Origin of the sequence: Phenylobacterium sp. Root1290 (assembly GCF_001425305.1) — a bacterium.
GTDB lineage: Bacteria > Pseudomonadota > Alphaproteobacteria > Caulobacterales > Caulobacteraceae > Phenylobacterium.
Genome location: NZ_LMEE01000001.1, coordinates 312,381 through 335,277 on the forward strand (window position 1 = coordinate 312,381; position 22,897 = coordinate 335,277).

A 22,897-nucleotide genomic window follows, 5' to 3' on the forward strand; every position below is an offset into this window, starting at 1 on the left:
ACCGATGCTTCTGGCCATTGAGCAAGGCAACACGAACACCCTGTTTGCGGTCCACGACGGCGAGTCCTGGATCGCCCAGTGGCGCGCGGCCACCGACTCCAGCCGGACGGCGGACGAGTACGCGGTCTGGCTGTCGCAATTGCTGCACATGGCCGGCCTGCAGTTCGGCGTGCTGGACGCCTGCATCATCTCCAGCGTCGTGCCGCAGTCGATCTTCAACCTGCGCAACCTGGCCCGCCGCTATCTGCACGTCGAACCGCTGGTCATCGGCGAGAACGCCGACCTCGGGATCGAAGTGCGGATCGACAAGCCCTCCGAGGCGGGCGCCGACCGCCTGGTCAATGCGCTGGGCGCCCACATCGTCTATCGGGGCGACCTGATCGTCATCGACTCCGGGACCGCGACCACCTTCGACGTCATCGCCGCGGACGGCGGGTTCGAGGGGGGTGTCATCGCGCCCGGCATCAACCTATCTATGGAAGCGTTGCACTCGGCGGCGGCGAAACTGCCGCGGGTGGCGATCCAGAAACCGCAGCGCGTGGTCGGCACCGATACGGTGGGCGCCATGCAGTCGGGCGTATTCTGGGGCTATGTGGCCCTCATCGAGGGCCTGATCGCGCGCATCAAGGCTGAACGCGACACCCCGATGACCGTTATCGCCACGGGCGGCGTCGCTTCGCTGTTCCACGGCGCGACCACGGCCATCGACCATTTCGACCCGGACCTTACGATCCGGGGCCTGTTGGAAATTCACCGCCGGAACACGGCGGCAAGGACGTAATGAAAGCAAAAGACCAAGACGAACTCGTCTTCCTGCCGCTGGGCGGCTCGAACGAGATCGGCATGAACTTCAATCTGTACGGCTACGGCCCGGCGCACGCGCGCAAGTGGATCGTGGTCGACCTGGGCGTCACCTTCGGCGACCAGACGACGCCGGGCGTGGAGATCATCCTGCCCGATCCGGAATTCATCCGCGACTACGCCAAGAACATCATCGGCATCGTGCTGACGCACGCGCACGAGGATCACATCGGCGCGGTGTCGTGGCTGTGGCCGCAACTGCGCGCGCCGCTCTATGCGACCCCGTTCACCGCCTTCCTGCTGCGCGAGAAGCTGCGCGAGAACGAGGAGTGCGCCGAGGCCGAGATCACTGAGATCCCGCTGAGCGGGAAGATCCAGCTCGGGCCCTTCGAGGTCGAGCTCATCACCCTGACCCACTCGATCCCCGAGCCGAACGGTCTGGCGATCCGTACGCCCCTGGGTACGGTGCTGCACACCGGCGACTGGAAGATCGACCCCGACCCCGTCCTGGGTTCCGTGACCGACGAGGCTGCGATCCAGAAGCTGGGCGACGAGGGCGTCCTGGCGATGGTCTGCGACTCCACCAACGTGTTCGTGGACGGCGAGTCCGGCTCTGAAGCCGATGTGAAGGAGGCTTTGGCCGGGCTAATCGGCGGCCTGTCGGGCAAGGTGGCGGTGGCGTGCTTCGCCTCCAATGTCGCCCGCATGGACAGCGTGATCCGCGCGGCCGAGGCGGCCGATCGCAGCGTCTGCCTGGTGGGACGCTCGATGCACCGGATGGCGGCGGCGGCGAAGTCCGTCGGTCTGCTGGAAGGCGTGCGCGAATTCCTGTCCGAGCAGCAGGCGGCGGCGCTGCCGGGGAACGACGTTCTCTATCTTTGCACCGGAAGTCAGGGCGAGCCGCGCGCGGCGCTGTCGCGCATCGCCGACGGCTCGCACCCGCACGTGAAGCTGGGGGCTGGGGACGCGTGCGTGTTCTCGTCCCGCGTCATCCCGGGCAACGAGATCCCGATCCGCAACCTGCAGAACCGTCTCGCCGACCGTGGCGTGCGGCTCTACACCGAGCGCGATCACCCGGGGATCCACGTCTCCGGCCACCCTTGCCGGGATGAGCTGGCGCAGATGTACGCCTGGGCGCGGCCGCAGATCGCGGTGCCGACCCACGGCGAGCGCCGACACCTGCTGGAGCATGCGGCCTTCGCCAAGGACCTGCAGGTTCCGCAATCGGTCGCGCCGCGCAACGGCGACATGGTGCGGCTGGCGCCTGGCCGCGCCGAGATCATCGACGAGGTGCCGGCGGGCCGGATCTATGTCGACGCCGGGGTGCTGACGCCGGAGAACGGCGACGCGCTGCGCGAGCGTCGACATGCCGCCTACAACGGCGTGCTGGCGGTGAGCGTCGTGCTGGATGGGCGCGGCAAGATCGCGGCCGGTCCGCAGGTGCGGGCCCTGGGCCTGCCGGCGGACGACGACTACCCGATGGACGAGGTCCTGGATGACCTGGCCAAGGAGGCCAGCCAGGCGCTTGGCCGCCTGCAGGGCGAGCAGCGCGAGTTCGACGAAGAGGTCGAGACCGTGATGTCCCGCGCCGTGAAAAAGGCCAGCCAACGCATCTGGGGCAAGCGGCCGGTCGTGGAGACGACGGTCCTGCGGATCTAGGCGGGCGCCGTAGCGTGATCTCGCGCACGGCTTCGGAGAGGTCTATACGGCTGTCATGATCGGAAGACTGAACCACGTGGGGGTCGCGACTCCCTCCATCGCCGAGTCCGTGAAGCTCTATCGCGACGTGCTGGGCGCGACCAACATCACCGAGACCAAGGCGATGCCGGAGCAGGGCGTCTATGTCTGCTTCGTGGACCTGCCCAACAGCCAGATCGAGCTGATCGAGCCGCTGGGCGACGATTCGCCGCTCATCGGCTTCCTTGCGAAGAACCCGGCCGGGGGGCAACACCACGTCTGTTTCGAAGTGCCCGACATCATCGCCGCGCGCGACGACATGCGGGCCAAGGGCGCGACGGTCCTGGGGACGGGCGAACCGCGGATCGGTGCGCATGGCACGCCGGTCATCTTCGTCCACCCGAAGAACATGGGCGGGGTCCTGGTCGAGCTGATGGAAACCCCCAAGGACGCGCACTGATGACGATTTTCACTGGGATCGCGATCTACTTCACCATCTGGTGGACGGTGCTGTTCTCCGTCCTGCCGCTCGGCGTCACCAGCCACGCCGAGGCCGGGATCGACAAGGGCGACGGCGGTGATCCCGGCGCGCCGGTGGACCCCAAGCTCAAGAAGAAGTTCCTCACGACGACGATCGTCGCGTCGATCCTGTGGGTGATCTTGTTCCTGGTGCTCAAGTTCGAGCTGATCCACCTGCCTGACGTGCCGGCGAGCTGGCGCTAGGTCGGAAGCCGCGAGCGCGGATTGAGCGTTGGGCTGCGTCGCCCGCTCAAGTTTTAGGCGAATGGGCGATTGCGCGATGGCCGACGCGGTCGACGCAGGGGGCGGCATGTAACTTCGGTTACCGCTGGACGCAGACACAGGCGGCCATCTGGCTCGTCCGTGGCGTTTTCCCCGATAACTTGAGGGCCGTCCGGCAACCGGGCGGCCTTCTTTTCGCTTCGCTTACATGGCAAAGCTGGCGAACCGGGCCGAGACGGCCGCAGATGATCGGGACACCTTCCCAGGCATGCACTCTCTGAGTCCTTCGTCCGTCGGAGCGGTCGCCGCGTGAGTACGTCGTCGACCAACGGGACGCTGAACGGCCGCGCGCCGCCTTTCGGCCAATGGGAACGCTCCGTGGCGGCCCGTTATCTGCGCGCCAAGCGCAGCCAGGGCGGAGTCGCGCTGATCTCGATCATCTCCTTCGTCGGCATCATGCTGGCCGTGGCGGTGCTGATCATCGTCATGAGCGTAATGAACGGCTTTAGGGCCGAGCTGCTCTCGCGGATGCTCGGTTTCAGCGGGCATCTCTATGTGACGGGCGGTGTGCTGACCGCCCCCGACCGCGACGCGGCGATCAAGCGCATTTCGGACCTGCCGGGCGTGATCCAGGTCACGCCGGTCGTGGAGGCCCAGGCCATGGCTCTGGGCGCTGGCCAGATCAGCGGCGCCATTGTCCGCGGCATTACCGCCAAGGACCTGAAGGCGACCAAGATCGTCTCCGACAACATCACCCGCGGATCGATGGCCGGGTTCGACGAAGGCGAGTACGGCGGCGACATGATCATGGTCGGCGACCGCCTGGCGCAGGCGCTGGGCGTGCAGCCGGGCGACGAGCTCAGCCTGGTCTCGCCAACCGGCGGGGCGACGGCCTTCGGGGCGACGCCGCTGCGCAAGACCTACACCATCGCCGGGACGTTCACGGTCGGGATGAGCGAATACGACCAAGCGTTCATCTACATGCCGTTAGAACAGGCGCAGCTGTTCTTCGGGCGCGACAACGGCCTCGACTACCTTGAGATCAAGCTGGACAACCCGGACAAGGCGATCGCCATGAAGGGCGACGTCGCGAGGGCGGCCGGGCCCTCGGCGCTGCTCACCGACTGGACCGAGAAGAATTCCGCCTATTGGGGCGCGCTGAAGGTCGAGCGCAACGTCATGCGCCTGATCCTGATGATGCTGGTTGCGATCGCCGCCATGAACATCATTTCGGGCCTGGTCATGCTGGTGAAGAACAAGGGCCGCGACATCGCCATCCTGCGGACCATGGGGGCGGGGCAGGGCTCCATCCTGCGGATCTTCTTCATGTCGGGCGCGGCGGTCGGGGTGCTGGGCACCATCGCCGGCCTGCTGATCGGCTCGCTGTTCTGCGTCTTCATCGGAGAGATCCAGCAGTTCGTGGAATGGGCCACGGGCGCCGAGGTCTTCAATTCCGATATCTACTTCCTGACGCGTATCCCTGCGAAGATCGACTGGCAGGAAGTCTCGGTCATCACGTTCTGGGCCCTGGCGATGTCGTTCCTGGCGACCTTGCCCCCGGCCTGGCGGGCCTCGCGCCTCGATCCGGTGGAAGCGCTTCGCTATGAGTGATCCCGTCCTGTCCATCCGGGGCCTGCGCCGCACCTACAAGAGCGGCGACAAGACCCTGACCGTTCTGAGCGGCGCCGACCTCGACGTGCGCCCGGGCGAGATCGTTGGGCTGATCGGCCCCTCGGGCTCGGGCAAGTCCTCGCTGCTGCATGCCGCCGGTCTGCTGGAACACCCGGACGAGGGCCGCATCGTCATCGAGGGCCGCGACTGTTCCGACCTCAGCGATCGCCAACGCACGCGCGTGCGCCTGGGCACGATCGGCTTTGTCTACCAGGCGCACCACCTGCTCGCCGAGTTCACGGCGCTCGACAACGTCGCGCTGCCGCAGATGATCGCCGGCCGCTCGCGCAAGGCCGCCCGGGAGCGGGCGCGCGATCTGCTGGCGAGCCTGGGTCTGGCCGAGCGGGTCGATCACCAGCCCGCCCAGATGTCGGGCGGGGAACAACAGCGCGTCGCCATCGCCCGGGCGTTGGCCAATTCGCCCAAGCTGCTGCTGGCCGACGAGCCGACCGGCAACCTCGATCCGCATACCTCGACCGCCGTGTTCGACAGCCTCTATGCCCTGGCGCGCAGCGAGGGCGTTGCGGCGCTGGTGGCGACCCATAACCTGGAACTGGCCAAGCACATGGACCGTGTCGTGGCGCTGAAGGACGGGCGCCTGGAAGAGCAGTCCCGCAGCGCGCTCTAGGCCCTAGAAGGTCGTCGAGCCATCCGGATGGATGACGCAGCCCGGATTGTGCGCCAGCTCCCAGACATGCCCGTCCAGATCGGCGAAGTAGCCTGAATATCCGCCCCAGACGGCCTCCTCGGGGGCCTTGAGCGCCGTCGCTCCGGCGGCGAGCGCCCGGGAGAACATGGCGTCCACCTCCTCGCGGGATCGCCCGTTGATCGCGAGCGTGACGCCCGAGAACCGCCCGTCGATCGGGCGCTTTGCGTCCTCCGCCAGATCAGCGCGTCCAAACAACGCCAGGGCCAAGCCGGGCAGTTGGTAGAAGCAGACGCTCTCGTGCTCCTCCTTGGGGTTCCATCCCAGGCCTTGCTCGAAGAACGCACGCGAGCGGGCGAGATCGTCGACGCCAAGCGTGATCAGGGAAAGTCGTTGGTCCATGGAGGCCTCCTTGTACGCGCGAGATTAAACCCGCTTGACGATGAGAACAAAACGGGAAATAAGAACAAGAACAGAACATCCACAGTGAGGACGTCGCAGATGGTTCGCTTGGCTCGGGAATCGCTGGCCTTTGTGTCGGTCGCAGGCTTTGTCTGGATGATGTGCGCGGTGGCCCAACTGGCCGCCTGAATCGGGAGGTGATGGGTGAGCGAAGCGGTGAACGAGGGTTTCGTCCACCTACGGGTTCGCTCCGCCTATTCGCTGCTCGAGGGCGCGATCAAGGCCGACAAGGTCAGCAGTCTGGCCAAGGCGGCGGAAATGCCGGCGGTGGCGCTGACCGACCGGGCCAACCTCTACGGCGCCCTCGAATTCTCGGTCACCAGCAAGGATGCGGGTGTTCAGCCGATCGTCGGCGTCGCCCTGCCGGTGACGGGTATCGGCGGCGCTCAGCCCGAGCGCTGGGCCAAGATCCCGACCATCGTGCTGCTTGCGCAAAGCGAGCAGGGGTATCTCAACCTCAGTGAACTCTCGTCGCTCTGCTATCTGGAGTCGGATGGCAGCGAGGACGTGTCCGCGCCTTGGTCAAAGGTGGTGGAACACTCCGAAGGATTGATCCTGCTGTCTGGCGGGGTCGATGGTCCGGTCGATCCGCTGCTGGCGGCCGGCAAGATACCCGAGGGGAAGGCCGCGCTCGCCGAGATGGCGCGGGTGTTCGGCGACCGGTTCTATATCGAGCTCCAGCGTCATGGGCTGCCAGCGCAAGCGGCGGCGGAAGGCGAGCTCGTCGCCTTCGCCTACGACAATGACATCCCGCTGGTCGCCACCAACGACGTCTACTTCGCCAAGCAGACCATGTACGAGGCGCACGAAGCGCTGCTCTGCATCGCCGACGGCGCGTTCATCAGTCAGGACGAGCGCCGGCGGGTGACGCCGGAGCATTGGTTCAAGCCGGCGGCGGACATGCGCGCGCTGTTCTCGGACCTGCCGGAGGCTTGCGACAACACGCTCGACATCGCCCGGCGCTGCGCCTTCATGGTCAAGAAGCGTGATCCGATCCTGCCGCGCTTCGATACGGCGGGGGGACGCTCGGAGGCTGAGGAATTGGCCTTCCAGGCGCGCGAGGGGCTCAAGGCGCGCATCGCGAGCGGCCAGGCCTCCGCGCTTCCGGTGGAGGATTACGAGGCGCGTCTGGAGCGGGAGATCGGGGTCATCGCCCAGATGGGCTTCCCCGGCTACTTCCTGATCGTTTCGGACTTCATCAAGTGGGCCAAGACCCACGACATCCCTGTCGGCCCCGGGCGGGGCTCGGGCGCCGGCTCGCTGGTCGCCTATGCGCTGACGATCACCGATCTCGATCCGCTTCGCTATGGCCTGCTGTTCGAGCGCTTCCTGAATCCGGAGCGGGTGTCGATGCCCGACTTCGATATCGACTTCTGTCAGGAGCGGCGCGAAGAGGTCATCAGCTACGTCCAGAAGCACTACGGACGTGACCGGGTCGCACAGATCATCACCTTCGGCACCCTGCAGGCGCGCGCCGTGCTGCGCGACGTGGGCCGGGTTCTGCAGCTGCCGCTGGGTCTTGTCGACCGTCTGGCCAAGATGGTGCCGGCCAACCCCGCCAACCCGGTGACCCTGGCCAAGGCGATCGAGATCGAGCCGCGGCTGCGTCAGGCCAAGGACGACGACGAGGCCGTCAAGCAGTTGCTGGAGACGGCGCTACAGCTTGAGGGCCTCTACCGGAACGCCTCGACCCACGCGGCCGGCGTGGTGATCAGCGATCGGCCGTTGACCCAGCTGACCCCGCTCTACCGCGATCCGCGCTCCGAACTGCCCGCCACCCAGTTCAACATGAAGTGGGTCGAGAGCGCCGGTCTGGTGAAGTTCGACTTCCTGGGTCTGAAGACGCTCACGGTGATCGACCGGGCGCTGAAGTTCCTGCGCAAGCGGGGCGTGGACGTCGACTTCGCGACGCTCGGCGTCGATGACGCGCCGGCCTACGAGGTGATGTCCAACGGCGGGACCGTCGGCGTGTTCCAGCTTGAAGGGCAGGGGATGCGCGACACCCTGCGCCAACTGCGTCCCGGATCGCTTGAAGACGTCACCGCCGTGGTGTCGCTGTACCGCCCCGGCCCGATGGACAACATCCCGGCGTTCATCGACTGCAAGTTCGGCCGCAAGCCGATCGACTACATGCACCCGAGCCTGGGGCCGGTGCTGAAGGAGACCTACGGGATCATCGTCTACCAGGAACAGGTGATGCAGATCGCCCAGATCCTGGCGGGCTACTCGCTTGGCGAAGCCGACCTTCTGCGCCGGGCGATGGGCAAGAAGAAGAAAGAGGAGATGGACCTGCAGCGCGCCAGGTTCGTCTCGGGCGCCGAAGCCAAGGGCGTGCCGGCCGAGCAGGCCGGGTCGATCTTCGATCTGGTGGACAAGTTCGCGGGCTATGGCTTCAACAAGAGCCACGCGGCGGCCTACGCCTATGTTTCGTACCAAACGGCCTGGTTGAAGGCGAACACGCCCGTCGAGTTCTTCGCGGCTTCGATGAGCCTCGATATCTCCAACACCGACAAGCTGGCGGTCTTCTACCAGGACGCCAAGCGGTTCGGCGTGAAGGTCCGCAGCCCTGACGTGAACCGGTCGTCCGCAGACTTCGAAGTCGAGGACGGCGAGGTGCTCTATGCGCTGGGCGGTATCCGCAACGTCGGCCAGCAGGCGATGGAGCACGTGGTGGCGGTCCGCAAGGCGGGCGGCCCCTTCAAGGATATCTTCGACTTCGCCTCGCGGGTCGATCCCAAGCAGGTCAACAAGCGGACCTTTGAAACGCTGGCCCGCGCCGGGGCGTTCGAGTCGATCCACGCCGACCGCGCCCAGTTGCTGGCCGCCGCCGAACTGCTGGTCGGCCTTGGTCAGAGCGTGGCGTCGCAGGAGAGCTCGGAGCAGGGCGCCCTGTTCTCCGACGGCACCAACCACCTCGTAGATCAGGTTCGCAAGAAGATGCCCAAGGCCGAGCCTTGGACGCCGGTGCAGCGCTTGGACGAGGAACTGGCCGCAGTCGGCTTCTATCTGTCCGGCCACCCGTTGGACGACATGGTCACGGCCCTGCGGCGACGGCGGACGGATCTGTTGGCCGACGTGATCCCCAAGGCCGAGGCCGGCGCCGAAGCTTTCCGCATGGCCGGCGTGGTCCGCCGCAAGCAGGAGCGGGCCTCGCAGTCCAGCGGGGAGAAGTTCGCGTTCGTGACATTCTCAGACCCGACCGGCGAGTACGAAGTGCTGTTCCCGCCTGAGTCGCTACGCAAGTGCCGCGACCTGTTGGAGCCCGGCAAGGCGGTTGCGCTCAAGGTGCGGGCCAAGGCGCGCGATGGCGAGGTGCGGTTCTTCGGCGACGACGCCGAACCGGTCGACAAGGCGGTGGAAAACGCAGTCGCGGGGCTGCGGGTCCACGTGGCGCCGCGCAGCGCCGAGATCGAGGCCCTGAAGAAACGGCTGGAGAACGTCGCCAATCCGCGCGGGGGCGAGATCATCCTGGTCGCCAACATCGAACGCGGTCGCGAGGTCGAGCTGAAGCTGCCCGGACGGTTCAGCCTGGACGCGTCGGTGCGCGGGGCTCTGAAGACTGCGCCGGGCGTGGTCTTCGTCGAGGACATCTAGGCCAGGTCAGCGCAGGTCGATGTAGCCCGGCGGCTTCGCGGGTTTCTTGTAGGCGTCGATGCCGCCGCGATTGGAGTAGACCGAAGTCCCTTTGTAGGGCTTGAACGGTTCAGGCTGCGCCATGGTCGGCGGTTTTGGCGGCTCTGGGAAGGTCGGCGCCCTGGGCGTCGTATAGCTCGGCACGCTATAGCTCGGCGCAGGCGGCGCGCCATAGACCGGAGGTGTATAGGGGCGGGGACTGGCCGCAGGGGCCCACGGTCCCGGCTGCGGTTTCAGCGTTCCACCGGGCGAGCCGAACGCGCCCTGCGCCAACAGTCCCAGTCCAACGCCGAGCGCTACGATAGGTGTCATGGGCCCCTCCTGCCATTACAGGATGCGGCTGAACGCTGTTCTCCGCAAGCCTTGGCCGTGAGGCCCAGGCGCGGAAGGCTTGCAATTTGTGCGCTCAGCGCATATTTGGCGCGTCATTCCACACGCAGGTGTTTGGCGATGTGCGGGGAGAAATCCCGCCATACCCATTCCGGTCCTCCATCTGGAGGGTTTGCCTGCGGCGGTTAACCGGAAAAAGGACGAAAAGCCGATGGCGCTTCCTGAATTCTCCATGCGTCAGCTCCTGGAAGCTGGCGCCCACTTCGGCCACCAGACGCACCGCTGGAACCCGAAGATGGACCGTTACATCTTCGGTTCGCGGTCGAACATCCACATCATCGACCTCTCGCAGTCGATCCCGCTGCTGCACCAAGCCCTGGTGAAGGTTCGCGAAGTCGCCGCTGGCGGCGGCCGCGTGCTGTTCGTCGGCACCAAGCGTCAGGCGTCGGAGCCGATCGCCACCGCCGCCAAGCGCAGCGCCCAATACTATGTGAACCACCGTTGGCTGGGCGGCACGCTCACCAACTGGCGCACCGTGTCGGGTTCGATCCAGCGCCTGCGCGAGCTGGAAGGCATGCTCGAAGGTCAAAGCCAAGGCCAAGGCCGCGGCAAGAAAGAACTGCTGCAGATGACCCGCGAGCGCGACAAGCTCGAGCTCAGCCTGGGCGGCATCAAGGACATGGGCGGCATTCCCGACCTGATGTTCGTGATCGACACCAACAAGGAGTCGATCGCCATCCAGGAAGCCCGCAAGCTGAACATCCCGGTCATCGCGATCCTGGACACCAACTGCGATCCGGACGGCATCACCTACCCGATCCCGGGCAACGATGACGCCGCTCGCGCCATCCAGCTGTACTGCGACCTGATGGCCGACGCCGTTCTGGACGGCCTGGCCGCTGGTCAATCGGCCGCTGGCGTGGACCTGGGCGCTTCGGTTGCGCCGGTTGAGCCGACCCTGGCTCGAGAGCTTACGCCGGAGCCCGAAGCGGCGCCGGCCGCCGAGGCTCCGGCCGCGGACCAGGAACAAGCCGGCTAAGACGCATTCGTGCGTCTTACTCAGCTTGACGAAAAACGATCATGGCCGGGCCCTATCAGGGTCCGGTCAAACCCATTCTGACTGATAAGGAGCTGACCATGGCGGAGATCACCGCTGCGCTGGTCAAGGACCTGCGCGAAAAGTCCGGCGCTGGCATGATGGACTGCAAGAAGGCCTTGCAGGAAAACAACGGCGACATGGAAGCGGCCGTCGATTGGCTGCGCACCAAGGGCCTCTCGAAGGCCGCCAAGAAGTCGGATCGCGCGGCCGCTGAAGGCCTCGTGGCCGGCAAGCTGAGCGACGACGGCAAGACCGGCGTCCTGGTTGAGCTGAACGCCGAAACCGACTTCGTCTCGAAGAACGAGCTGTTCCAGAACGCCGCCCGCGATTTCGCGGTCGTCGGCCTGGAGATCGAAGGCGTGGACGCCATCACCGCGGCCAAGACGGCCAAGGGTGAAGTCGTCAGCGACGTGATCACCAACCTGATCGCGACGATCGGCGAGAACATGCGTCTGCGTCGTTCGGCCCGCATCTCGGTCAGCGAAGGCGCCGTGGCCCTCTACCTGCACAACGCGCAGGGCGAAGGCGTGGGCCGTCTTGGCGTGCTGGTGGCTCTGGAAGGCGCCGGCGACCAGGCGGTGCTGAAGGAAGTCGGCCGCAAGATCGCTCTGCACGTCGCCGGCACCCCGACCCCGCCGCTGGCCCTGACCGAGAGCGATCTCGATCCGGCCGCCGTCGAGAAGGAAAAGAAGTTCCTGACCGACCAGGCGCTGGAATCGGGCAAGCCGATCGGCGTCGTGGAGAAGATGATCGAAGGCCGGATCCGCAAGTGGCAGGAAGAAGTGGTGCTGCTGAAGCAACCCTTCGTCATGAACCCGGATCAGACCATCGAGCAGCTGATCGCCGAGACCGCCAAGGAAACCGGTTCGCCGGTCGCCGTGAAGGGCTTCGTGCGCTTCGCCCTGGGCGAAGGCGTGGAAAAGAAGCAGGACGACTTCGCCGCCGAAGTGGCGTCGATGACCGGCCAAGCCTAATTCCACTCGATTAAGCCTATCGGGGGCGCCGTGTGTTCGACGCACACGGCGCCCTTGGTTTATGTAGTACCCAGCCAGATTCTCGACGGAACCCGCCGATGCCCGAAGCTCCGCCCCGCTACAAGAAGATCCTCTTGAAGATGTCGGGCGAGGTCCTGATGGGCGACTCGCTCTTCGGTATCGACACCAAGACGATCGAGGCGGTGGCCGAAGACATCAAGGAAGTGGTCGATCACGGGATCGAACTCTGTCTGGTGATCGGCGGCGGCAACATCTTCCGCGGCGTGTCGCTGGCCGGGAAGGGCATGGACCGAGCCAACGCCGACTACATGGGCATGCTGGCGACGGTGATGAACGCCTTGGCGCTGCAAGGCGCGCTGGAGAAGATCGGCGTCTACACCCGCGTCCAGTCCGCCATTCCGATGGAAGCGGTGTGCGAGCCCTACATCCGCCGCCGTGCGCTGCGGCATCTCGAAAAGGGCCGGGTGGTGATCTTCGCCGCCGGCCTGGGCGCGCCGTTCTTCACCACCGACACGCCCGCCGCGCTGCGGACGGCCGAGATGGGTTGCGACGCCCTGTTCAAGGGCACCAGCGTCGACGGGGTCTATACGGCGGACCCGAAGAAGGATCCCAGCGCTCAGCGCTATGAGACCCTCAGCTATCAGGAAGTGCTGGCCAAGGATCTGCGCGTCATGGACGCCTCGGCCATTGCGCTGATGCGTGACAATCAAATCCCGATCGTGGTCTTTTCGATCCGCGAGCGGGGCAACTTCTTCAAAGTGCTGAAGGGGCAGGGCGTCTTCACGACGATCGCCTGACCGTTCACCGAATTAGACCAACATCTTAGGAGAAATTCCTATGGCTGCGGAAAAGCCGGTTCTCAGCAAGTACAAGGACCGAATGGACAAGGCGATCTTGGCCTTGAAGGACGAGTTCGCGAGCCTGCGGACCGGGCGCGCCTCGGCCGGCCTGCTGGACCAGGTGATGGTCGACGCCTACGGCTCGAGCGTGCCGCTGAACACCGTCGGCTCGGTCAGCGTGCCTGAGCCTCGCTCGATCAGCGTCAACATCTGGGATCGCGGCCTGGTGGTCTCGGTCGAGAAGGCCATCCGCAACGCCGGCCTGGGCCTGAACCCCGTGGTCGACGGCCAGAGCCTGCGCGTGCCGATCCCCCCGCTGACGGAGGAACGCCGCAAGGATCTGGCGAAGATCGCCGGGAAGTACGCCGAGCAGCAGAAGATCGCGATCCGCAACGTTCGCCGCGACGCCAACGACGACCTGAAGAAGGCCGAGAAGGACAGCTCCATCACGCAGGACGAGCAGCGCCGCATGGAGACCGAGGTTCAGAAGTTTACCGACGAGGCGATCAAGCGCGTCGACGAAGCCTTGAAAACCAAGGAACAAGAGATCATGCAGGTTTAATCGTCCAGGCGGATCGAGGACGAACGGGAACCCATGACCACGATCGAGCAACAGCAGCCCGCGCCGGACGCGCCACTGCACGTGGCGATCGTCATGGACGGCAATGGCCGTTGGGCGAAGCGCCGCGGCTTGCCGCGCCAGGTCGGCCACCCCAAGGGGGTGGACGCGATCCGGCGCGTGGTGGAAGCCGCCCCGGTCCAGGGCGTCCGCTGGCTGACGCTGTATGCGTTCTCGACCGAGAACTGGCGCCGCCCGGCTGGCGAGGTCGCCGAGGTCATGCGGCTGCTGAAGCTCTATGTGAACTCCGATCTCGACAAGTTGGCGCGCGAGGGCGTGAAGGTCAGCATCCTGGGGCGTCGCGCAGGTCTGCCGCCCGATGTCGCCGAGATCGTCGAGCGGGCTGAACGCCAGACGGCGCACAACGACAAATTCTTCCTGCAGGTGGCCTTCAACTACGGCGGCCGGGCCGACCTGATGGACGCAGCGAGCGCCCTGGTCGCCGAGGCCGCGGCCGGTCGTCTGCGGCCGGAAGACGTCACCGAAGATCTGCTGCAGAGCAAGCTGTCGACGGCCGGCATTCCCGATCCGGACCTTGTGATCCGCACCAGCGGCGAACAGCGGCTCTCGAACTTCCTGCTGTGGGAAACGGCCTATTCCGAGTTCGTCTTCCAGGATGTGCTCTGGCCCGACTACAACGCCGATTACCTGCGTGCAGCGATCGAAGAATTCCAAAAGCGCGAGCGGCGCTACGGCGGCGCCGTGGCCGATAATGTCCTTGCCGCAGGCTAGGCGTTTCGACTGGGCCAATCTGGGCGTACGCGTCGCCTCGGCCACGGTCCTGGTGCCCGCGGTGCTGGGCGCTGTTTGGTTCTCGGATCTTCCCGACCTGCGCTGGATGTTCCTCGTCCTGGTCGCGGTCGCGGTCGCCTTGCTGGCGATCGAGTGGGGCGCCATGACGGCCCCGACCGCGCCGGTGCGGGTGTCTACCGCTCTGACCGTCGCGATCCTGGCGGCCGCCTTCCTGGCGCATCAGAAGCACATGCCCCTGGCGTGGGGCGCCGCGGCGCTTGGCGCGGTGGCCGCCGCGCTGGTGGCGCGGGGCGTGGCAGAGAGGCCGACGAACGCCGCGTTCGGGGTCATCTACCTGGCCATTCCCGTCGTCTGCCTGGTCTGGCTGCGGGGCATGCCGGAGGGGCGTCAGTGGACGATCCTGCTGTTCGCGGTCGCTTGGGCGGCGGACATTGCGGCCTTCGCGGTCGGCAGCGCCCTGAAGGGGCCGAAGCTGTGGCCGAAGTTCTCGCCCAACAAGACCTGGTCGGGCTTCATCGGCGGCCTCGTGGCCGCGGCGGCGACAGGCGCCAGCATGGCCGCCTTCAGCGCCATCGTGTTGAGCGTGCCGGCTGGCGCGCTCATCGGCCTCCTGGGCGGCCTGGCGACCATGGCCGGCGACCTCTGGGAGTCGATGCTCAAGCGTCGGTTCGGTGTGAAGGATTCCGGGGACCTGATCCCCGGCCACGGCGGTTTGTTAGATCGAGTGGACGGTCTGATGTTCGCCGTGGTCGTCCTGGCCGCGGCGCGACTGATCAATCATTGGGGATGGGCGCATTGACTTTGCCTCGCCGCGTCAGCGTTCTGGGTTCGACCGGCTCGGTCGGCGTTTCGACTCTGGACCTGTTGGACAAAGCCGGCGCTGAGGTTGAGGTCACGGCCCTGACGGCGGGCCGCAACGTCGAGCGCCTGGCCGAGCAGGCCCTGCGTTGGCGGCCCAAGCTGGCGGTGATTGAGGACGAGACCAAGCTGGCCGAACTGCGCCAGCGGCTGGACGGTTCGGGCATCGCGGCGGCTGCGGGCCACAACGCTGTGGTCGAAGCGGCAAGCGCCGACGCCCAGTGGGTGATGTCCTCGATCGTCGGCTTCGCGGGCCTCGCGCCCACATTGGCCGCCGCCCAGGCCGGGGCGGTGATCGGCCTGGCCAACAAGGAAAGCCTGGTCTGCGCCGGGCCATCGCTGCTGCGAGCGGCGAAGCTGGCGGGCGGCGTGGTGATCCCTGTCGATTCCGAGCACTCGGCGATCTTCCAGGTTCTGGACCCGATGAACGCCCAGCGTGTCGACCGGTTGATCCTGACGTCCTCCGGCGGACCGTTCCGGACCTGGTCGGCCGAGCAGATGGCCCACGCCACGCCGGAGCAGGCCGTGGCGCACCCGAACTTCAGCATGGGCGCGAAGATCTCGGTCGACTCCGCGACGATGATGAACAAAGGCCTGGAGATCATCGAGGCCGCCTACTTGTTCGGCATGACGAACGAGCGGGTCGAAGTGCTGATCCATCACCAGCAGATCATCCATAGCCTCGTGGAGTACAGCGACGGCTCGACGCTCGCCCAGCTGGGACCGCCCGATATGCGCACGCCGATCGCCTGCGCGTTCGCCTGGCCAGATCGGTTGCCGTGGCCGGCCCCGCGGCTGGATCTGGCCGCCATCGGCCAATTGACCTTCGAAGAACCGGACCTGCGCCGTTTTCCCGCCTTGAAGATCGCCAAAGAAGCTTTGGCGGCCGGTGGGGCCGCGCCTGCGGTGATGAACGCCGCCAACGAGGTCGCAGTGGCCGCTTTCCTTGACCGCAAGATAGGCTTTCTCGATATTGCCGCCACGGTGGCCGAGACCCTCGAACGCGTTGAGACTCAAGGCCTTGTCGCGGGGGCGGCGGTTGGCGACACGCTCGAGAACGCACGGCATACCGATACGCTGGCGCGACGCGTCGCCGGCGAGGTTGTCGGCGGCCTAGGGCGCTAGGCGCGGAGGAGTAACAGCACATGCTCGATTTCATCCTCACCGCCCTGACCTTCGTCATCCCCTTCGTCCTGGTGCTCGGCCTAGTCGTGACGATTCACGAACTGGGTCACTTCCTGGCCGCGAAGATGTTCGGCGTGGCCATCGACCGTTTCTCGATCGGTTTCGGCAAGGCGATCGCCGCCTGGACGGATAGGTCGGGCGTCGAGTGGCGTGTCGGCTGGATCCCGCTGGGCGGCTATGTGCGCTTCACCGGCGACGAGAACGCCTCCAGCGTCCCGGACTCCGAAGACCTGGACACGATGCGCCAGACGATCGAGCGGCGTGAGGGTCACGAGGCCCTCTCGCGCTACTTCCATTTCAAGCCGCTGTGGCAGCGGGCCATCGTGGTGGCCGCCGGTCCGATCGCCAACTTTGTGCTCGCAGTGGCGCTGTTCGCTTCGCTGCTGCTGGCCTTCGGGCAATATGTGCTGCCGGCGAAGATCGCTTCGGTGCAGCCGGGAAGCCCCGCCGAACAGGCTGGGTTCCGCGCCGGCGACCTGATTCTCGAGGCCGATGGCCGTCGGATCCGTAGCTTCGACGAGGTCGCTGAGGTCGTGCAGGTCCGCGCCAATGTCCCGACGGCCTTTGTCGTCGAGCGGGCAGGGCGCGAGGTCGAGATCAACGCCACGCCAGAGTGGGTAGAGCGGACGGACTCGCTCGCCGGCACGCGTCGCCAGGGCATGCTGGGCCTGACGCCGGCCCAGACCCGCGATGACGTCGTCCATGTGCGCTACAACCCGATCGAGGCGGTGGCCGGCGGCGTGCAACGCACGTGGCGCACGCTTGAGACCACGGTCTACTACCTGGGGCGGATGGTCACGGGTCAGGTTTCCCCCGATCAGTTGAGCGGGCCTCTCGGAATCGCCCGAATCTCCGGCAAGGTTGCCCAGGCCGGAGCGGAGGGCGCGCCCGATGTCGGGGGGATGATCCTCGGCAGCGGCGTTAATCTGCTCCAGCTGGCTGCGTTCGTTTCGGTGAGCATCGGCTTCATGAATCTTCTCCCGATCCCTGTTCTGGATGGGGGGCACCTGCTGTTCTACGCCTATGAGGCGGTGGCGCGTCGTCCGCTCGCGGCGAGGGTGCAGGCAGCGGGCTACCGGGTGGGGCTTGCGCTGCTCCTGGGATTGATGTTGTTCGCGACCTGGAACGATCTGCAGCAACTGCGTGTGTTCAAAATCCTTGGCGGCGTTTTCTCCTGAAACCCGCGCTTTTCCATTGACGGCTGATACGATGCAAAGACCCCGCGCTAGCCGCGCCGCGCTCGCCTCCGGCCTTGCCTTGCTGATGGGCTCGACGGCCATCGTCATCCCTAGCGCCGCGTTGGCGCAGGAACAGGCGACGCAGCCCCAGCCGCAACCTGCGCCGCCGCAGGATGCCGGGCAGCAGTCCGGCGTGGTCCAGCGGATCATCGTGCGGGGCAATGAGCGGATCGAGCAATCGACCGTGCTGTCCTATCTGCCGATCCAGCCGGGCGAGACGCTCGATCCGGCCAAGGCCGACCTGGCGCTGAAGACCCTGTTCCGCACCGACCTCTTCGCCGACGTGAAGATCGAGCTGCAGGGCTCGGACATGATCGTCACGGTCGTCGAGAACCCGATCATCAACAAGGTGGTCTTCGAAGGGAACTCTGGCCTCAAGGAAGACAAGCTGCGTGACGAGGTGAGCGTGCGTCCGCGCGGCATCTTCACCCGGGCCAAGGTGCAGCAGGACGTCCAGCGCATCGTCGAACTCTATCGCCGCTCGGGCCGCATTTCGGCGACCGTGACGCCGAAGATCGTGGAACTGCCCCAGAAGCGCGTCGACCTGATCTTTGAGATCAACGAAGGCCCCAAGAGCGGGGTCCTGCGGGTCAACTTCCTGGGGAACAGCGAGTTCTCGGACAACGACCTGCGCGACGTCGTCGTGACCGAGCAGTCGAGCTGGTACAAGTTCTTCTCGAACAACGCCAACTACGACCCCGACCGCCTCGAGTACGACAAGGAGCAGCTGCGCAAGCACTACCGCAACCGCGGCTTCTACGATTTCCGTGTCGTCTCGGCGATCGCCGAGCTGGCCCCCGACAAGAACGGCTTCGTCATCACCTACACCCTCGACGAGGGCAAGGAGTACCGGTTCGGCAAGGTCACGGTCGAAACCGAGCTGCAGAAGCTCGACAAGAATGTGCTCCAGCAACTGGTGCCGATCCGCTCGGGCGAAATCTATCAGGACGAGAAGATCGAGGCGGCGACCGACTCGCTGACCTTCGCCGCCGGTGCGGCGGGCTTCGCGGCCGTGGACGTACGTCCGCGCTATACGCCCAATCGCGAGACCGGCCTCGTCGACGTCGTGTTCCAGGTCCGCGAAGGGCCGCGGGTCTACGTCGAACGCATCGACGTGACCGGCAACACCCGCACGCTCGACTACGTGATCCGTCGCGAACTCAACCTCGTCGAGGGCGACGCCTACAACCGCGCCCTGGTCGACCGTTCGCGCAACAACATCCGCGCGCTGGGCTTCTTCAAGGACGTCACGATCGACGAGGCGCCCGGTTCGGCGCCCGACCGCACGACGCTGCAGGTGAAGGTCGAGGAGCAACCCACCGGGGAGCTTTCGTTCAGCGCCGGCTACTCGTCGGTCGACCAACTGATCCTCGACCTCGGCGTCACCGAGCGGAACTTCCGCGGCCGCGGTCAGAGCCTGCGCGCGCGGGTCTCGGTCGGTTCGCTCCGCCAGCAGATCGACTTCGGCTTCACCGAGCCGCGCTTCCTGGGCCGCGACCTCGGCGCGGGCGTCGACCTCTACTCGTACCGCTACGACCTGACCGAATACTCTGCCTATAAGACGGTGACGGTTGGCGGGAACATCCGCATGGCGTTCCCGCTGACGCTGAACTCGCGGATGTCGACGCGCTACACCCTGCGTCAGGAAGACGTGCAGATCGACGACGCGTACTGCGATCCGACGGCGCCGCTGGTGTCGCTGTCGCTCTGCGCCCAGCGCGGCAAGTACCTGACCTCGCTGATCGGCTACACCTACCTGTATGATCGCCGGAACGACCCGATCAATCCGACCCGCGGCTTCCGCTTCGACGTGAGCCAGGACCTTGCCGGCCTCGGCGGCGACGTGAACTACATCAGCACCGAAGTGACCGGCGGCTGGTACCACGGCTTCAACAAGGACTTCATCCTGAGCGTCACCGGCCAGGGCGGCTATATCGCCGGCTGGAACGGCGATACCGTCCGGGTGAACAGCCGCTTCTACAAGGGCGGCAACAACTTCCGGGGCTTCGAGACCGCCGGCATCGGCCCGCGCGACACCAACTTCGGACGTTCCGACGCCCTGGGCGGTCGCGCCTACGCCATCGGTTCGGCTGAACTGACGATCCCGACCGGCCTGCCCGAGCAGTACGGCATCAAGGCCGCGCTGTTCACCGACGTGGGCACGCTCGGCCTGCTGGACGACAAGGACAAGCTGAAGGCCGACGGCACGGTCGATCCGCTGATCTATGACGACATGTCCCTGCGCGCCACGGCGGGTCTCTCGGTGTTCTGGCGCTCGCCGATGGGCCCGATCCGATTCGACTTCAGCCAAGTTTTGGCCAAAGAAGACTACGACAAGACCGAAACGTTCCGGTTCTCCACCTCAACCAGGTTCTAGATTCACCTCATGACGATCAAAGCCCTTGTCGCGGCGACCTGTGTCGCCGCCATCACCGCTTCCGCTTCCAGCGCGGCCTTCGCGCAAGCGGCGGCGCCCGCCGCTCCGGCGGCGCCTGCGGTGACCCACGGCCCGGCTCTGCCCGGCGTCTGCACCGTCTCGGTGGAAGGTGCGATTGCGACCTCGACGGTCGGAAAGTACGTCCAGACGCGCCTCCAGCAGATCGCGAGCCAAGTTCAGGCCGAACTCTCGGCGGAAGAGACCGCCATCCAGAACGAAGCCAAGACCCTCGAAGGTCAGCGGACCACCCTCGACCAGAACACGTTCGAGACCCGCGCCTCCGCCCTGCAAGTGAAGGCCAACGCCTTCCAGCGCAAGGAACAGCAACGTGGCCGCGAACTGCAAGCCACGCAGCAAAAGGCGCTGGGCCGCGTCTATCAGGAGCTGACCCCGATCGTCAGCCAGGTCTACCAGCAGCGTCAGTGCAGCCTGCTGATCAACCGTGAAAGCGTCGTGCTCTCGAACCCGGCCATGGACATCAGCCAACCGGTCGTGACCGCGTTGAACGCGAAGATCACTCAGTTCACGTTCGATCGTGAGCGCCTCGACCAAGCTGCTGCTCCGGCCGCTGCGGCGCCTGCGACCCGCAAGTAGGGCGCGACTCGCGATAAAGGCGGGTCGAGCTGAGGAATCCCATGCCCGACCCCCGATTTTTTGAAGACCTCGGCCCTGTCACGCTCGCCGAACTGGCCAGCCTGACAGGCGCCGAACTTTCTGATGCGGACCAAGGCCAGCGCCAGGTCCGCGGCGTGGCCGTGTTGGCCAGCGCCCAGGCCGACACCGTCACCTTCCTGACCGACAAGAAGTACGCCGCGGATCTCGCCGCCGTGCAGGCGGCGGCCGTGTTCGTGACGGCCCGCGACAAGGATCTCGCGCCGGCAGGCTGCGTCGCCCTGGTGACGCCTACGCCGCAGGCCGCCTACGCCGCCGCCGCCAATCGGCTGCATCGCCCGCGGCGCCATGCCGGGCCGCAGGCCGTGGCGGCCGACGCCGTCCTGGAAGAGGGCGTCCAACTGGCCCCCGGCGCCGTCGTCGGACCTGGCGCGCGTATCGGCGCGCGGACCGAAATCGGCGCCAACACGGTCATCGGACCAGGCGTCGCCATCGGCCGCGATTGCGTCATCGGCGCCAACGTCACGCTCGGCTTTGCGCTGCTGGGCGACCGCGTGCGGGTTCTGGCCGGCGCGGTGATCGGCGAGCCTGGATTTGGGGCCGCCGGCGGCGCTCAGGGCGTCGTCGACATCCCGCAACTGGGCCGCGTCATCCTGCAGGACGGGGTGACCATCGGGGCCAATACCTGCATCGATCGCGGCGCTTTCGACGACACCGTGATCGGCGAGAACACCAAGATCGACAACCTCGTGCAGATCGCCCACAACGTGCGTGTGGGACGGAACTGCGTCATGGCTGCGCATACCGGCATCTCGGGCAGCGTCTTGATCGGCGACGGCGCCGCGTTCGGCGGACGGGCCGGCGTGGCCGACCACGTGACCATCGGCGACGGAGCCCAGGTGGCGGCCGCCGCGGGCGTGTTCCGCGACATCCCGGCGGGCGAGACCTGGGGCGGGGTGCCCGGACAACCAATTCGACGCTGGATGCGGGAGGTGGCATGGCTTTCACGCTCCGCCAACCGCAAGGGGACCGACAAATGAGCAACGACGCGGCGGCGGCCGAGGTCTCCATCGACATTTCCGAGATCCTGGAACGGATCCCGCACCGTTATCCGTTCCTGCTGGTCGACCGCGCCGAAGCCTATCGGCCCAACGAGTCGATCATCGGCATCAAGTGCGTGACCATCAACGAGCCGTTCTTCCAGGGCCACTTCCCTGACTATGCGGTGATGCCGGGGGTGCTGATCGTCGAGGCCATGGCCCAGACGGGCGCAGTCCTGATGTCGAAGACGCTCAACGTCGATCGCGCCGGCAAGACGATTCTCTTCACTTCGGTCGACAACTGCCGTTTCCGTCAGCCGGTTCGGCCGGGCGATGTCCTGCGCATGCATGTGAAGGTGCTGCGCGTCCGTGGGGGGCTCTTCAAGTTCGAAGGCAAGGCCATGGTCGGCGAGAAGACCGCTGCTGAAGCGGAGTTCGCCGCCATGCTGGTGGAGACCCCATGAGCATCGAAGTTCACCCCAGTTCCGTCGTCGATCCCAAGGCGCAGCTTTCGGACGGCGTCGTGATCGGTCCGTTCTGCACGGTCGGCCCCAATGTGAAGCTCGGCGCGCGGACCAAGCTGTTCTCGCACGTCGTCGTCGACGGCTTCACCTCGCTTGGCGAAGACAACACCGTCTATCCCTTCGCGATGCTCGGCGGTCCGCCGCAGCACACCGCCTACAAGGGCGAGGACACTCAGCTCGTCATCGGCGACCGCAATGTCATCCGCGAACATGCGACCATGAATACCGGCACGGTCGGCGGCGGCGGCATGACGAAGGTCGGTTCCGACGGCTTCTACATGATCGAGAGCCACGTCGGGCACGACTGCATCGTCGGTGATCAGGTGATCCTGACCAAACAGGCGACACTGGGCGGTCACTGCGACATCGCTGACTTTGTCATCGTCGGCGGTCTCGCCGCGGTCCACCAGCGCACGCGCGTCGGACGTCACGCCATGGTCGGGGGCCTGGCCGCCGTCGTGAAGGACGTCATTCCCTACGGCTCGGTGTGGGGCAACCACGCCCACCTCGAGGGCCTGAATCTGCTGGGCCTCAAGCGCCGAGGCTTCAGCCGCGAGACGATCAACACCATGCGCGCAGCGTATCGGATGCTGTTCGCCGACGAGGGCACGTTCCAGGAACGCCTGGACGACACGGTCGAGACCTATTCGGACTCGCCGGAAGTGATGGAAATCGTCGACTTCATCCGCGCCGACGCCAGCCGGCCGCTTTGCCTGCCGGAGCGGGAGGTCTAGGGC

Annotated in this window: 23 protein-coding genes; 21 read left to right on the forward strand and 2 right to left on the reverse strand. The window is 66.2% G+C overall.

Features of this window, described 5'->3' with window-relative positions:
* Window positions 1-4: 4 nt before the first annotated feature.
* From ASC79_RS01530 to ASC79_RS01555, 6 genes are all read left to right on the forward strand, one after another.
* Window positions 5-781 (forward strand): type III pantothenate kinase, encoded by a 777-nt coding sequence (locus tag ASC79_RS01530; RefSeq protein WP_056018669.1) that lies wholly within the window; start codon window positions 5-7, stop codon window positions 779-781.
* Window positions 781-2,460, forward strand: a complete 1,680-nt coding sequence (locus tag ASC79_RS01535; protein ID WP_056018672.1) for a ribonuclease J — start codon at window positions 781-783, stop codon at window positions 2,458-2,460. Before ASC79_RS01530 ends, ASC79_RS01535 begins: the two co-directional genes overlap by 1 nt.
* Before the next feature lie 55 nt (window positions 2,461-2,515).
* A complete protein-coding gene (mce, locus tag ASC79_RS01540; RefSeq protein ID WP_056018675.1) occupies window positions 2,516-2,938 on the forward strand; it encodes a methylmalonyl-CoA epimerase in 423 nt (140 codons plus the stop codon).
* Window positions 2,938-3,201 carry a DUF1467 family protein gene (locus ASC79_RS01545; RefSeq protein WP_056018678.1) on the forward strand — a complete coding sequence of 88 codons (264 nt, stop codon included), beginning with the start codon at window positions 2,938-2,940 and terminating at the stop codon, window positions 3,199-3,201. Before mce ends, ASC79_RS01545 begins: the two co-directional genes overlap by 1 nt.
* A gap of 327 nt (window positions 3,202-3,528) precedes the next feature.
* The gene (locus tag ASC79_RS01550) at window positions 3,529-4,830 is read left to right on the forward strand and encodes a lipoprotein-releasing ABC transporter permease subunit (RefSeq protein ID WP_235528708.1); all 1,302 of its coding nucleotides are present in this window, start codon (window positions 3,529-3,531) and stop codon (window positions 4,828-4,830) included.
* Window positions 4,823-5,518, forward strand: coding sequence for an ABC transporter ATP-binding protein (locus ASC79_RS01555; RefSeq protein WP_056018681.1), 696 nt, complete (start codon window positions 4,823-4,825; stop codon window positions 5,516-5,518). The genes ASC79_RS01550 and ASC79_RS01555 overlap by 8 nt, the downstream gene beginning before the upstream one ends.
* 3 nt (window positions 5,519-5,521) lie before the next feature.
* Here the strand turns inward: ASC79_RS01555 and ASC79_RS01560 are convergent, their stop codons facing one another.
* Entirely contained in the window at window positions 5,522-5,938 is a 417-nt protein-coding gene (locus tag ASC79_RS01560; protein WP_056018683.1) for a VOC family protein, read from the reverse strand.
* Between the two features lie 99 nt (window positions 5,939-6,037).
* Between ASC79_RS01560 and sidA the strand changes: the two genes are divergently transcribed.
* On the forward strand, window positions 6,038-6,127 hold the full coding sequence (gene sidA, locus ASC79_RS20635) for a cell division inhibitor SidA (protein ID WP_082531887.1): 90 nt from the start codon (window positions 6,038-6,040) through the stop codon (window positions 6,125-6,127).
* 15 nt (window positions 6,128-6,142) lie between these two features.
* Entirely contained in the window at window positions 6,143-9,592 is a 3,450-nt protein-coding gene (gene dnaE, locus ASC79_RS01565) for a DNA polymerase III subunit alpha (protein WP_056018686.1), read from the forward strand.
* A gap of 6 nt (window positions 9,593-9,598) precedes the next feature.
* Here dnaE and ASC79_RS20975 read toward each other — a convergent pair whose 3' ends face one another.
* Window positions 9,599-9,943 (reverse strand): hypothetical protein, encoded by a 345-nt coding sequence (locus ASC79_RS20975; RefSeq protein WP_156378301.1) that lies wholly within the window; start codon window positions 9,941-9,943, stop codon window positions 9,599-9,601.
* 229 nt (window positions 9,944-10,172) lie between these two features.
* Here ASC79_RS20975 and rpsB point away from each other — a divergent pair, with 229 nt between their 5' ends.
* The 13 genes from rpsB to lpxA all read left to right on the forward strand — a co-directional run bounded on the left by rpsB (window position 10,173) and on the right by lpxA (window position 22,894).
* Entirely contained in the window at window positions 10,173-11,000 is an 828-nt protein-coding gene (rpsB, locus tag ASC79_RS01570) for a 30S ribosomal protein S2 (protein WP_056018688.1), read from the forward strand.
* Between the two features lie 98 nt (window positions 11,001-11,098).
* Window positions 11,099-12,034, forward strand: a complete 936-nt coding sequence (gene tsf / locus ASC79_RS01575; RefSeq protein WP_056020884.1) for a translation elongation factor Ts — start codon at window positions 11,099-11,101, stop codon at window positions 12,032-12,034.
* 98 nt (window positions 12,035-12,132) lie between these two features.
* Entirely contained in the window at window positions 12,133-12,852 is a 720-nt protein-coding gene (gene pyrH, locus ASC79_RS01580) for a UMP kinase (RefSeq protein WP_056018690.1), read from the forward strand.
* Window positions 12,853-12,892: 40 nt separating this feature from the next.
* A complete protein-coding gene (frr, locus tag ASC79_RS01585; RefSeq protein ID WP_056018692.1) occupies window positions 12,893-13,456 on the forward strand; it encodes a ribosome recycling factor in 564 nt (187 codons plus the stop codon).
* Window positions 13,457-13,489: 33 nt separating this feature from the next.
* Entirely contained in the window at window positions 13,490-14,245 is a 756-nt protein-coding gene (locus ASC79_RS01590; protein ID WP_056018695.1) for an isoprenyl transferase, read from the forward strand.
* Entirely contained in the window at window positions 14,226-15,065 is an 840-nt protein-coding gene (locus tag ASC79_RS01595; protein WP_056018698.1) for a phosphatidate cytidylyltransferase, read from the forward strand. The genes ASC79_RS01590 and ASC79_RS01595 overlap by 20 nt, the downstream gene beginning before the upstream one ends.
* Window positions 15,053-16,249 carry a 1-deoxy-D-xylulose-5-phosphate reductoisomerase gene (dxr, locus tag ASC79_RS01600; RefSeq protein WP_056018701.1) on the forward strand — a complete coding sequence of 399 codons (1,197 nt, stop codon included), beginning with the start codon at window positions 15,053-15,055 and terminating at the stop codon, window positions 16,247-16,249. Before ASC79_RS01595 ends, dxr begins: the two co-directional genes overlap by 13 nt.
* A gap of 20 nt (window positions 16,250-16,269) precedes the next feature.
* A complete protein-coding gene (gene rseP / locus ASC79_RS01605; RefSeq protein WP_056018704.1) occupies window positions 16,270-17,487 on the forward strand; it encodes an RIP metalloprotease RseP in 1,218 nt (405 codons plus the stop codon).
* 31 nt (window positions 17,488-17,518) lie between these two features.
* Window positions 17,519-19,924: an outer membrane protein assembly factor BamA gene (bamA, locus tag ASC79_RS01610; protein ID WP_056018707.1), complete on the forward strand. Its 2,406-nt coding sequence runs from the start codon at window positions 17,519-17,521 to the stop codon at window positions 19,922-19,924.
* A gap of 9 nt (window positions 19,925-19,933) precedes the next feature.
* On the forward strand, window positions 19,934-20,578 hold the full coding sequence (locus ASC79_RS01615) for an OmpH family outer membrane protein (RefSeq protein WP_056018708.1): 645 nt from the start codon (window positions 19,934-19,936) through the stop codon (window positions 20,576-20,578).
* Window positions 20,579-20,619: 41 nt separating this feature from the next.
* Window positions 20,620-21,636 (forward strand): UDP-3-O-(3-hydroxymyristoyl)glucosamine N-acyltransferase, encoded by a 1,017-nt coding sequence (lpxD, locus tag ASC79_RS01620; protein WP_056018711.1) that lies wholly within the window; start codon window positions 20,620-20,622, stop codon window positions 21,634-21,636.
* On the forward strand, window positions 21,633-22,100 hold the full coding sequence (fabZ, locus tag ASC79_RS01625; RefSeq protein ID WP_056018714.1) for a 3-hydroxyacyl-ACP dehydratase FabZ: 468 nt from the start codon (window positions 21,633-21,635) through the stop codon (window positions 22,098-22,100). Before lpxD ends, fabZ begins: the two co-directional genes overlap by 4 nt.
* 2 nt (window positions 22,101-22,102) lie before the next feature.
* The gene (lpxA, locus tag ASC79_RS01630; RefSeq protein ID WP_056020887.1) at window positions 22,103-22,894 is read left to right on the forward strand and encodes an acyl-ACP--UDP-N-acetylglucosamine O-acyltransferase; all 792 of its coding nucleotides are present in this window, start codon (window positions 22,103-22,105) and stop codon (window positions 22,892-22,894) included.
* Window positions 22,895-22,897: the final 3 nt, after the last annotated feature.

Excerpts from the sequence above, each read along its gene's own strand:
- ASC79_RS01595 (WP_056018698.1), top strand. The coding sequence starts at position 14,226 with ATGTCCTTGCCGCAGGCTAGGCGTTTCGACTGGGCCAATCTGGGCGTA.
- ASC79_RS01535 (WP_056018672.1), top strand. The coding sequence starts at position 781 with ATGAAAGCAAAAGACCAAGACGAACTCGTCTTCCTGCCGCTGGGCGGC.
- frr (WP_056018692.1), top strand. The coding sequence starts at position 12,893 with ATGGCTGCGGAAAAGCCGGTTCTCAGCAAGTACAAGGACCGAATGGAC.
- ASC79_RS01560 (WP_056018683.1), bottom strand. The coding sequence starts at position 5,938 with ATGGACCAACGACTTTCCCTGATCACGCTTGGCGTCGACGATCTCGCC.
- mce (WP_056018675.1), top strand. The coding sequence starts at position 2,516 with ATGATCGGAAGACTGAACCACGTGGGGGTCGCGACTCCCTCCATCGCC.
- bamA (WP_056018707.1), top strand. The coding sequence starts at position 17,519 with ATGCAAAGACCCCGCGCTAGCCGCGCCGCGCTCGCCTCCGGCCTTGCC.
- dxr (WP_056018701.1), top strand. The coding sequence starts at position 15,053 with ATGGGCGCATTGACTTTGCCTCGCCGCGTCAGCGTTCTGGGTTCGACC.
- lpxD (WP_056018711.1), top strand. The coding sequence starts at position 20,620 with ATGCCCGACCCCCGATTTTTTGAAGACCTCGGCCCTGTCACGCTCGCC.
- tsf (WP_056020884.1), top strand. The coding sequence starts at position 11,099 with ATGGCGGAGATCACCGCTGCGCTGGTCAAGGACCTGCGCGAAAAGTCC.
- ASC79_RS01555 (WP_056018681.1), top strand. The coding sequence starts at position 4,823 with ATGAGTGATCCCGTCCTGTCCATCCGGGGCCTGCGCCGCACCTACAAG.
- ASC79_RS20975 (WP_156378301.1), bottom strand. The coding sequence starts at position 9,943 with ATGACACCTATCGTAGCGCTCGGCGTTGGACTGGGACTGTTGGCGCAG.
- pyrH (WP_056018690.1), top strand. The coding sequence starts at position 12,133 with ATGCCCGAAGCTCCGCCCCGCTACAAGAAGATCCTCTTGAAGATGTCG.
- rseP (WP_056018704.1), top strand. The coding sequence starts at position 16,270 with ATGCTCGATTTCATCCTCACCGCCCTGACCTTCGTCATCCCCTTCGTC.
- ASC79_RS01590 (WP_056018695.1), top strand. The coding sequence starts at position 13,490 with ATGACCACGATCGAGCAACAGCAGCCCGCGCCGGACGCGCCACTGCAC.
- ASC79_RS01530 (WP_056018669.1), top strand. The coding sequence starts at position 5 with ATGCTTCTGGCCATTGAGCAAGGCAACACGAACACCCTGTTTGCGGTC.
- rpsB (WP_056018688.1), top strand. The coding sequence starts at position 10,173 with ATGGCGCTTCCTGAATTCTCCATGCGTCAGCTCCTGGAAGCTGGCGCC.
- ASC79_RS01615 (WP_056018708.1), top strand. The coding sequence starts at position 19,934 with ATGACGATCAAAGCCCTTGTCGCGGCGACCTGTGTCGCCGCCATCACC.
- fabZ (WP_056018714.1), top strand. The coding sequence starts at position 21,633 with ATGAGCAACGACGCGGCGGCGGCCGAGGTCTCCATCGACATTTCCGAG.
- sidA (WP_082531887.1), top strand. The coding sequence starts at position 6,038 with ATGGTTCGCTTGGCTCGGGAATCGCTGGCCTTTGTGTCGGTCGCAGGC.
- ASC79_RS01545 (WP_056018678.1), top strand. The coding sequence starts at position 2,938 with ATGACGATTTTCACTGGGATCGCGATCTACTTCACCATCTGGTGGACG.